Genomic DNA, 6,353 nt, shown 5'->3' on the forward strand with positions numbered 1-6,353 from the left:
GGGCTCGATCGTGCAGAATGGATAGTTGGCCGCCTCCGCCTGGGCGTTGGCCACCAGGGCGTTGAACAGAGTGGACTTGCCCACGTTGGGCAGCCCGACGATTCCGGCTTTGAGCATGGGGGAAATCTACGGGCCGCAGCCCGGCCCCCTCGGCCGCGAGACTGGGGGCAGATGCTGGCCAGGCCGATTCCGATCCTTATCCCCCGCCGGCCCAGGACTCCGGCCGACTCCAATCCCTCCACCGACGCTCCAGAACCAGCTCAGAACGGCGATTCAGGCGCCCCTGCCCCGGCATCCAGATGGTGGCAACGGCGGCGCCTCTGGGCTGTGGCCGGCGTGGCCATCGTGCTCGTGCTGGCGGCGGGGGTGGTATGGCAGCGCCAGCGCAACGCGGCGTCGGCCAACCTTGAGCCCTACACCGTGCTGGCCCAGTCCGGTGACCTGCCCGGCGTGGTGAGCGCCTCCGGGGAGCTGGAGGCCGTCAAGCGGGTGAACGTGAGTCCCAAGCGCCAGGGCGTGCTCCAGGAACTATTCGTGGAGGAGGGTGACCAGGTGCAGGCAGGCCAGGCCCTGGCCCGCATGGACAGCGGCGATCTCGCCGACCGCATCAATGAGCTCAGGGCCCAGTTGCAGTCGGCCCAGGCCCAGCTGATGCGCAGCCGCAGCGAACTGGAGCGCAACGAAAAGCTGTTCGAAGAAAACGCCATCAGCCTCAGCGACTACAACACCGTGCGCAGCACCTTCCTGGTGGATAAGGCTGCCGCCGAAGCCGCCCGTCAGCGCCTGGCAGCCCGCAAGGTGGAGCAGGCCGACCTGATCGTGCGCGCCCCGTTCGCCGGCGTGATCACCCAGCGCTTCGCCGATCCAGGCTCCTTCGTGACCCCCACCACCGCCGCCTCGGCCACAGCAGGCGCCACCAGCTCCTCAATCGTGGAGCTGGCCCAGGGCCTCGAGGTGGTGGCCAAGGTGCCCGAGAGCGACATCGGCCGCATCCAGCTCGCCCAGCCGGCCAGCGTGCGGGTGGATGCCTTCCCGGACCGTCGCTTCGAGGTGGTGGTGAAGCGGATCACCCCCCGGGCGGTGAAGCTCAACAACGTGACCTCCTTCGACGTGGTGCTGCGCTTCCTCGAACCCCAGCCCGATCTGCGCATCGGAATGACCGCCGACGTGGACTTCAGGACCGGTCAGGTGCAGGCCGAGACCCTCGTGCCCACCGTGGCGATCGTGACCGAGGATGGCCGGCCCGGCGTGCTGCTGGTGGACAAGTACCGGCAGCCGCTGTTCCAGCCGGTGGAACTGGGCATCAGCGGCGGCAAGGACACCCAGATTCTCTCCGGCCTGGAAGCAGGCACCAGGGTGTTCATCGACCTGCCCCCCTGGTCGAACAAGCAGCGCTGAGGGCGCGGCCCGCCTGGGCTCAGGCGTCCTGGTCGGTCAGGAATTGCCGCGCCGCCGCCACGATCCGGCCGCTGGCCTGGCCGTCGCCGAAGGGGTTGTGGGCCCGGGCCATCGCCTCATAGGCCGCCGCATCGCTGAGCAGGGCGGAGGCCTCGGCCAGGATGTCGCTGCTGGCGGTGCCGATCAGCTTGGCGGTGCCGGCCTGGATCGCCTCGGGCCGTTCGGTGGTGCGGCGCAGCACCAGCACCGGCTTGCCCAGGGCGGGCGCCTCTTCCTGCAGCCCGCCGGAATCGCTGAGCACCAGAGTGCAGCCCCGCATCGCCGCCACCAGCTCGTCGTAGTCGAGCGGTTCGGTGAGGAAGGCCCGCGGGTGAGTGCCCAGCAGCTCCTGCAGCGGCTCCCGCACCGTGGGGTTGCGGTGCAGGGGCAGCAGCAGGGCCGTGTCGGGGAAGCGCTCCAGCAGCGCCAGGAATCCCTGGCCGATCTCGCGCAGGCGTTCACCCCAGTTTTCGCGCCGGTGCACCGTGGCCAGGATCACCCGTTGCCCTTGCCAGTCGAGGCCGTCGAGCCCATAGGCCGGGGCCCGCTCGGCCATCTGCAGCAGGGCATCGATCACGGTGTTGCCCGTGGTGAGGATGCGGCCCACGACCCCCGAGGCCCGGCAGTTGGCGGCCGCTTGCTCGGTGGGGGCGAAGTGGAGCTGGGCCAGCTGGGAAATCAGCCGCCGGTTGGCCTCCTCCGGGAAGGGATCAAGAATGTTGTCGGTGCGCAGGCCGGCCTCCACGTGCCCCACGGGGATCTGGCCGTAAAAAGCGGCCAGGGCCGAGGCGAAGGCGGTGGTGGTGTCGCCCTGAACCAGCACCAGATCGGGAGGGTGCTCGGCGAACTCCCGTTGGAGACCCTCGAGGGCGGCGCAGGTGATGTGGGTGAGGGTCTGCTGCGGTGCCATCAGGGCCAGGTCGCAGTCGGCCGTGAGGGCGAACAGCTCCATCACCTGACTCACCATTTCGCGGTGCTGGCCGGTAAGCACCACCCGGGTGCGGAAGTCGTGGGCCTGCTGGAACGCCAGGATCACCGGGGCCAGCTTGATCGCCTCTGGCCTGGTGCCCAGCACGATGCTCACGAGGGGCTTGGTCAAGGCGGGCCTGCGGACGGCGGGATCTTAGGAAGGGGCCCTCCAGCGGCCAGTCAAACCGCCCTGCGGGCCTCGATGCACGAAGACCCCGACGTGACCTGATCGGCGAGATCCGCGACCGCGAGACCCTCTCCACCGCCATCGAGGCCTCCCAGACGGGCCAGTTGGTGTTCGGCAGTCGTAAGCGCTGCTGGCTGTGGTGTCCCAGGGCCTGATCAAGACCAGGTAGGGGCAACACACCGCCTACCTGGACATCCTGCTGAACACTGATGCCTGCAGGGATGACATCCAGCGCGGCGAACTCGATGCGATTGAGGAGATCATGAGGCGTAGCCGCTTCGGCGGCATGCAGACCATCAACCAGTCGCTGCTGGATCTGGTGAACGCCGGCAGGGTGGAGGAGGGGCCTTCAGGGGTAGAACCTGACTCCGGCTCAGCCCATGGCCAGCCTGGCCAGCAGCAGCACCGTCAGCCCCACAGACAGGCCGAGCATGGCCAGACGTCCGTTCCAGATTTCGGCCTGCGGGGTAAAGCCACGCCGCCAGGCGTTCAGCTCGGTGGGGCTCACCGGCTCATGGTCGGGCTCGCTCGGCTTCAGCGCATGGCCGTCAGCAACGGCGGCCTCGACTTCCGTGCTCACCACGGCCCCTGGCTCGCTGTCCATTTCAGCGTCTGCGGGGGGCATCGGAAATCCACCGGTTGCCGTTCAGAATAGGGCTGTTGTGTTGACGCCTCGTCTCACAGCCTCCAGGCTCCACTCTGCTCAGAAACAGGCCGCAGCTTCATAGAGCCTGTCCGCCTGCTCGAGGGGCCAACGGGCCGACACACCGAGGTTGGCGCAGCTGGTCTGGCCCAGGTCCAGGCGCTGACAGGCCGCCACCCCGATCATGGCGGCGTTGTCGGTGCAGAACGGCAGGGGAGCCACCCGCCACTGCAGGCCATCGCGGCTGGCCCGCTCCTGCAGCAGGGCCCGCAGCCGCCGGTTGGCGGCCACGCCGCCCACCAGCACCAGGGTGCCGAGGCCCAGGTCGCGGGCACAGCGGCAACTGCGCTCCACCAGCACCTCCGCCACCACCTGCTCGAAGCTGGCGGCCAGGTCGGCCAGCGGCAGCGGCTCTCCGCTCTGCTGCAGCGACCGCACCAGCCGCAACATCGCCGTCTTGAGCCCGCTGAAGCTGAAGTCGTAGGGGTGGTAGCCGCCCTCAGGCCTCGACACCCTGCCCTTGGGCAGGGCGAAGCGATGGGGATCCCCCGCGCCCGAGACGGCCTGAATGGCAGGTCCACCGGGATAGCCCAGCTCCAGCAGGCGGGCCACCTTGTCGAAGGCCTCGCCGGCCGCGTCGTCGTGGCTGCGCCCCAGCCGCCGGTAGAGCCCTGGGCCGCTCACCTGGATCAGCTCCGTGTGCCCGCCGCTGACCAGCAGCACCAGGTAGGGCCCTGGCGGCAGCGGATCGCCGAGCTGCACCGAGCAGAGATGACCCTCCAGGTGATGGATGCCCAGGAAGGGCCGGCCATGGAGCCGGGCCAGGGTACGGCCGGTGAGCGAGGCCACCAGCAGGGCCCCCAGCAGCCCGGGGGTGGCGGTGGCGGCGATGGCATCCATGGCGGCGGGGCCGAGGCCGGCCTGGCGGCAGACCCGATCGATCAGGGCGGGGAGGGCCTCCACATGGCGCCGCGAGGCAATTTCGGGCACCACGCCGCCCCAGCGGGCATGCTCCTCCACCTGGGAGGCCACGGCGCTGGCCAGCACCGTGCGATCGCGCACAATCGCAGCCGCTGACTCGTCACAACTTGTTTCGAGGGCCAGAACCGTTGGCATGGCGCCCGGGGAGCTCCCCTACTGTCCGCGAGTGACATCCTGCCCTGCGGCCCCACGCCGATGCAGGGCTCCGCAGGGCACTCTTCCCGGCTTCTACCCAGGCTTTCCATGCGACGTCTTCTCCCCCGCCTGTGTGCGGTTCTGCTCTCGGCCTTTCTGCTCATCGGCCTTGCCCCCGTGGCTTCGGCCGCGGAATCGGTGGCCGGCCTGACCCCCTGTGCCGAGAGCCCCCGCTTCCAGCAGCGGGCCTCGGCTGCCAGCACCGACCAGGCCAAGTCCCGGTTCAACGTGTACAGCCAGGCCCTCTGCGGCGATGACGGCCTGCCCCGCCTGATCGTGGATGGCCGCTTCAGCCACGCCGGTGATTTCCTCATCCCAGGCCTGCTCTTCCTCTACATCGCCGGCACGATCGGCTGGGCCGGCCGCTCCTATCTGATCGCGATCCGCGGCAGCAAGGACGCCACCATGCGTGAGATCCAGATCGACATGCCACTGGCGTTCAAATCCACCCTCGCCGCCGCTGTCTGGCCTCTCGCTGCCTTCAGTGAGTTCGCCGGCGGGAAGATGATTGAAGCCGATTCCAAAGTGACCGTTTCCCCCCGCTGATTCCTGGAACCATGAAAAAATTCCTCACCACCGCCCCTGTCGTGGCCGCGATCTGGTTCACCTTCACGGCCGGCCTCACCATTGAGATCTTTCGCGCCTTCCCCGACCTGATCCTTCATCCGCTCTGAAAGCGAACCTTCAGCCCCTCATGGTCTGACCTTCAGATCCTTTAACGGCCCCCCGGGGCCGTTTTTTCATGACGGCGCTCGTTGGGTGCCGGGCCGTTGGCGTGTTGTCCCCTGGGGTGCAAGCACCACCGCCGCATCAGCCGGGGCCAGGCCAAGGGCCGCCTCCAGCTCAGCCACGGCCGCTTCAAGGTCGCCGTTGACCAGGACCCCATCGAACTCCTCCTCTGCGGCCAGTTCGACCGTGGCCCGCTGCAGCCGGCGGCGGATCGCCTCCTCGCTGTCGGTGCCCCGCCCACGGATGCGGCGCTCCAGCTCCTCCAGGGAGGGGGGCTTGATGAACAACTGATAGCCAGCCTGGAAGGTCTGCCGCACCTGGCGGGCCCCCTCCAGTTCAATCTCCAGGAGCACGGAGCAGCCTGCCTCCAGATGCTCTTCCACCGGCCGCCGCGGCGTTCCGTAGCGGTTGCCGGCAAACTCGGCCCACTCCAGAAATCCCCCCTCCTGCACCAGCTGCTCGAAGCGCTCGCGGCTAAGGAAGAAGTAGCTGCTGCCCTCCTGTTCGCCGGGCCTGGGGGGCCTGGTGGTGGCCGACACCGACAGCCAGAGTTCGGGATGGCGCCGCAACAGCTCGGCCACCAGCGTGCCCTTGCCCACCCCGCTCGGACCGGTGATCACGGTGAGTCGGGCCATGGAACGCGCGCAGGCAGGGCTGCAGAGTAGAAGCCACACGCGGAAGGGCTGGAGCGCAGCCATGGCGAGCCTCCAGGCCCAGGACGTGACCAGCCTCAAGGCGGTGCTGGCCGAATGGCGGCGCCTGCTGCTGCCCAGCCGCCTGGAAAAAGCCCAGCAGGCCGGCCCGGGCACCATCCAGCTGGGGCTGCGCCACCTGCAGGGGATGCAGTGGCTGGAGCTGAGCTGGCAGGCCGAGGCGGCCCGGGTGCACGCCATCGCCCCCCCACCGCGCCAGGGTGAGGGCAGCACCCTGGCCCAGCAGCTGCAGCACGGGCTCGGTGGACTGGCCCTGGTGAGCCTCCAGCAGGTCGGCTGGGAGCGGGTGCTGGAGCTGGGCTTCGCCCGCCGCCCCGGTGAGGCTCCGCAGCGCTGGCTGGTGGCTGAGCTGATGGGCCGGCACAGCAACCTGCTGCTGCTGGAGCCCGATGGCGACGGCCGCCAGGTGGTGGCTCTGGGGCGCCAGGTGAAGACAGCCCAGTCGCGGCTGCGGCCGATCGGCACCGGCGATCCCTACCAGCCACCCCCGCCCCTGGAC

9 protein-coding genes and 1 pseudogene are annotated in these 6,353 nt (G+C 69.3%); 5 read left to right on the forward strand and 5 right to left on the reverse strand.

The window, feature by feature from the left end:
- A partial coding sequence (locus IQ216_RS10575) for a GTPase (RefSeq protein ID WP_193815440.1) occupies nt 1-117 on the reverse strand: 117 nt, incomplete at its 3' end.
- A gap of 219 nt (nt 118-336) precedes the next feature.
- Between IQ216_RS10575 and IQ216_RS10580 the strand changes: the two genes are divergently transcribed.
- On the forward strand, nt 337-1,398 hold the full coding sequence (locus IQ216_RS10580) for an efflux RND transporter periplasmic adaptor subunit (protein WP_370566705.1): 1,062 nt from the start codon (nt 337-339) through the stop codon (nt 1,396-1,398).
- 19 nt (nt 1,399-1,417) lie between these two features.
- On the opposite strand, the gene wecB is transcribed toward IQ216_RS10580, so the two are convergent.
- A complete protein-coding gene (gene wecB, locus IQ216_RS10585) occupies nt 1,418-2,536 on the reverse strand; it encodes a non-hydrolyzing UDP-N-acetylglucosamine 2-epimerase (protein ID WP_193815441.1) in 1,119 nt (372 codons plus the stop codon).
- A 57-nt stretch (nt 2,537-2,593) separates the two neighbouring features.
- Between wecB and IQ216_RS14295 the strand changes: the two are divergent.
- A pseudogene (locus IQ216_RS14295) lies at nt 2,594-2,933 on the forward strand (ATPase, T2SS/T4P/T4SS family); the annotation flags it as partial.
- Between the two features lie 33 nt (nt 2,934-2,966).
- Here the strand turns inward: IQ216_RS14295 and IQ216_RS10590 are convergent.
- Both IQ216_RS10590 and tsaD read right to left on the reverse strand, forming a co-directional pair.
- Nucleotides 2,967-3,131: a high light inducible protein gene (locus tag IQ216_RS10590; protein WP_186700653.1), complete on the reverse strand. Its 165-nt coding sequence runs from the start codon at nt 3,129-3,131 to the stop codon at nt 2,967-2,969.
- A gap of 165 nt (nt 3,132-3,296) precedes the next feature.
- On the reverse strand, nt 3,297-4,352 hold the full coding sequence (gene tsaD, locus IQ216_RS10595; protein ID WP_186697017.1) for a tRNA (adenosine(37)-N6)-threonylcarbamoyltransferase complex transferase subunit TsaD: 1,056 nt from the start codon (nt 4,350-4,352) through the stop codon (nt 3,297-3,299).
- A 108-nt stretch (nt 4,353-4,460) separates the two neighbouring features.
- Here tsaD and IQ216_RS10600 point away from each other — a divergent pair, with 108 nt between their 5' ends.
- Both IQ216_RS10600 and IQ216_RS10605 read left to right on the forward strand, forming a co-directional pair.
- Nucleotides 4,461-4,958 carry a Photosystem I reaction center subunit III gene (locus tag IQ216_RS10600; protein ID WP_193815442.1) on the forward strand — a complete coding sequence of 166 codons (498 nt, stop codon included), beginning with the start codon at nt 4,461-4,463 and terminating at the stop codon, nt 4,956-4,958.
- Between the two features lie 11 nt (nt 4,959-4,969).
- Nucleotides 4,970-5,086, forward strand: a complete 117-nt coding sequence (locus IQ216_RS10605; protein WP_193815443.1) for a Photosystem I reaction center subunit IX — start codon at nt 4,970-4,972, stop codon at nt 5,084-5,086.
- Between the two features lie 66 nt (nt 5,087-5,152).
- Here the strand turns inward: IQ216_RS10605 and gmk are convergent, their stop codons facing one another.
- Complete coding sequence (gene gmk, locus IQ216_RS10610) at nt 5,153-5,776, reverse strand: guanylate kinase (RefSeq protein ID WP_193815444.1); 624 nt, start codon at nt 5,774-5,776, stop codon at nt 5,153-5,155.
- 61 nt (nt 5,777-5,837) lie between these two features.
- On the opposite strand from gmk, the gene IQ216_RS10615 reads away from it, so the two are divergent.
- The coding region (locus tag IQ216_RS10615) for an NFACT family protein (protein WP_193815445.1) at nt 5,838-6,353 on the forward strand (516 nt) is incomplete at its 3' end.

It is taken from the genome of Cyanobium sp. LEGE 06143, assembly GCF_015207535.1.
GTDB lineage: Bacteria > Cyanobacteriota > Cyanobacteriia > PCC-6307 > Cyanobiaceae > NIES-981.

What these genes read in the sequence shown, in the direction of transcription:
- tsaD (WP_186697017.1), bottom strand. Translation starts at nt 4,352, where the DNA reads ATGCCAACGGTTCTGGCCCTCGAAACAAGTTGTGACGAGTCAGCGGCT.
- IQ216_RS10600 (WP_193815442.1), top strand. Translation starts at nt 4,461, where the DNA reads ATGCGACGTCTTCTCCCCCGCCTGTGTGCGGTTCTGCTCTCGGCCTTT.
- IQ216_RS10605 (WP_193815443.1), top strand. Translation starts at nt 4,970, where the DNA reads ATGAAAAAATTCCTCACCACCGCCCCTGTCGTGGCCGCGATCTGGTTC.
- gmk (WP_193815444.1), bottom strand. Translation starts at nt 5,776, where the DNA reads ATGGCCCGACTCACCGTGATCACCGGTCCGAGCGGGGTGGGCAAGGGC.